The sequence below is a fragment of the Bacteroides sp. AM16-13 genome, assembly GCF_003602705.1.
Lineage (GTDB): Bacteria > Bacteroidota > Bacteroidia > Bacteroidales > Bacteroidaceae > Bacteroides > Bacteroides xylanisolvens.
The window spans coordinates 260,708-263,487 of the sequence record NZ_QTLK01000006.1 but is presented as its reverse complement, the minus strand read 5'-3'; the positions used below and the strand labels follow the sequence as shown (position 1 = coordinate 263,487).

Genomic DNA, 2,780 nt, shown 5'->3' with positions numbered 1-2,780 from the left:
ACCATAGACGGTGATAGTCCGGTATTCGAAGCTAAACGAAGCGTAGTGGTATCCTGAGTAGCGCGGGACACGAGGAATCTTGCGTGAATCTGCCGGGACCATCCGGTAAGGCTAAATACTCCCGAGAGACCGATAGCGAACCAGTACTGTGAAGGAAAGGTGAAAAGCACTTCGAATAGAAGAGTGAAATAGTCCCTGAAACCGTGCGCCTACAAGCGGTCGGAGCAGCGTAAGTTGTGACGGCGTGCCTTTTGCATAATGAACCTACGAGTTACTTTTTCCGGCAAGGTTAAGCATTTCAAAATGTGTAGCCGAAGCGAAAGCGAGTCTGAACAGGGCGATTAGTCGGAAGGAGTAGACGCGAAACCAAGTGATCTACCCTTGGTCAGGTTGAAGGTTAGGTAACACTAACTGGAGGACCGAACCGATAAGCGTTGAAAAGCTTCCGGATGAACTGAGGGTGGGGGTGAAAGGCTAATCAAACTTGGAGATAGCTCGTACTCCCCGAAATGCATTTAGGTGCAGCCTTGGGAATTACTACTGTGAGGTAGAGCGACTGATAAGATGCGAGGGCTTCACCGCCTATCAAGTCTTGATAAACTCCGAATGCGCAGTAGTTCGATCCCAGGAGTGAGGGCATGGGTGCTAAGGTCCATGTCCTAAAGGAGAAGAATCCGGACCATCAGCTAAGGTCCCGAAATAATTGCTAAGTTGAACTAACGAAGTCAGATTGCTAAGACAGCTAGGATGTTGGCTTGGAAGCAGCCATTCATTTAAAGAGTGCGTAACAGCTCACTAGTCGAGGAGTTTGGCGTGGATAATAATCGGGCATTAAGCAATTTACCGAAGCTATGGGATGTTAACTAAACACTAACATCGGTAGGGGAGCATTCCACTCTGCGTCGAAGGTGAAGCGTGAGCTTTGCTGGAGCGTGTGGAAAAGCAAATGTAGGTATAAGTAACGATAAAGGGGGTGAGAAACCCCCTCGCCGAAAGACTAAGGTTTCCTGATCAACGCTAATCGGATCAGGGTTAGTCGGGTCCTAAGGCTCAGCCGAACGGTGAGGCCGATGGCAGAACAGGTTAATATTCCTGTACTACCTTAAAGAGTGACGTGGAGACGGAGCAGTGATAGCGCCGCGGACTGACGGAATAGTCCGTTGAAGGGTGTAGATGTTGATCTTTGCAGGCAAATCCACAAAGAGAGTCGAACCTGATAGTATGGAACGTTCTTCGGAACAATCCAATAGTGCGTGTAAGCATACTCCCAAGAAAATCCGCTAAACTTAATCTTTAAGGTACCCGTACCGCAAACGGACACACGTAGTCGGGTTGAATATACTAAGGCGCTTGAGTGATTCACGGTTAAGGAACTAGGCAAATTGACCCTGTAACTTCGGGATAAAGGGTCCCAACGAGAGTTGGGCGCAGAGAATAGGTCCAGGCAACTGTTTAACAAAAACACAGGGCTGTGCCAAATTGAAAGATTACGTATACAGCCTGACACCTGCCCGGTGCTGGAAGGTTAAGAGGAGATGTCATCGCAAGAGAAGCATTGAATTGAAGCCCCAGTAAACGGCGGCCGTAACTATAACGGTCCTAAGGTAGCGAAATTCCTTGTCGGGTAAGTTCCGACCTGCACGAATGGTGTAATGATCTGGACACTGTCTCAACCGTGAGCTCAGTGAAATTGTAGTATCGGTGAAGATGCCGATTACCCGCGATGGGACGAAAAGACCCCGTGAACCTTTACTATAGCTTAACATTGAATTTGGGTAATTGATGTGTAGGATAGGCCGGAGACTTCGAAGCAGGTACGCCAGTATTTGTGGAGTCGCTGTTGAAATACGGCCCTTTGATTATTTGAGTTCTAACTCGTAGATGCGAGGACACTGTTTGGTGGGTAGTTTGACTGGGGTGGTCGCCTCCAAAAGTGTAACGGAGGCTTCTAAAGGTGCCCTCAGGACGATTGGTAACCGTCCGTAGAGTGTAATGGCATAAGGGCGCTTGACTGGGAGACAGACAAGTCGATCAGGTAGGAAACTAGAGCATAGTGATCCGGTGTTTCCGCATGGAAGGGACATCGCTCAAAGGATAAAAGGTACTCCGGGGATAACAGGCTGATCCCTCCCAAGAGCTCATATCGACGGAGGGGTTTGGCACCTCGATGTCGGCTCGTCACATCCTGGGGCTGGAGAAGGTCCCAAGGGTTGGGCTGTTCGCCCATTAAAGTGGCACGCGAGCTGGGTTCAGAACGTCGTGAGACAGTTCGGTCTCTATCTATCGTGGGCGTATGAAATTTGCGTGGCTCTGACACTAGTACGAGAGGACCGTGTTGGACTGACCGCTGGTTTACCAGTTGTGCCGCCAGGTGCATCGCTGGGTATCTAAGTCGGGATTGGATAAGTGCTGAAAGCATCTAAGTACGAAGCCAGCCACAAGATTAGATTTCTTAGGGTCGTTAAAGACGATGACGTTGATAGGATGCAGGTGTAAAGGTGGTAACATCAAAGCCGAGCATTACTAATTGCCCGTTCACTTTCTTTCAAATATGTACCGGTTGGGTATATACGTTTAGCGGATTACTGATACAGAAACTGGAAACAGAGAACAGAAACATACTAGTAATGGACTTGAGATTTTACTTTTCATCATGTCATAACCTTATTCAGGTGGTTATAGCACGAGGGTTCCACCTCTTCCCATTCCGAACAGAGAAGTTAAGCCTCGTCACGCCGATGGTACTGCGTAACAGTGGGAGAGTAGGTAGCCGCCGTTTT

General features: G+C 48.6%; 2 rRNA genes. Both read left to right on the top strand.

The annotated features are described in order from the left end of the window. Nucleotides 1-2,547 (top strand): 23S ribosomal RNA (locus DW173_RS06975); the annotation flags it as partial. Between the two features lie 121 nt (nt 2,548-2,668). Beyond that, a 5S ribosomal RNA gene (gene rrf / locus DW173_RS06970) occupies nt 2,669-2,779 on the top strand. The last annotated feature ends 1 nt before the right edge of the window (nt 2,780 follow it).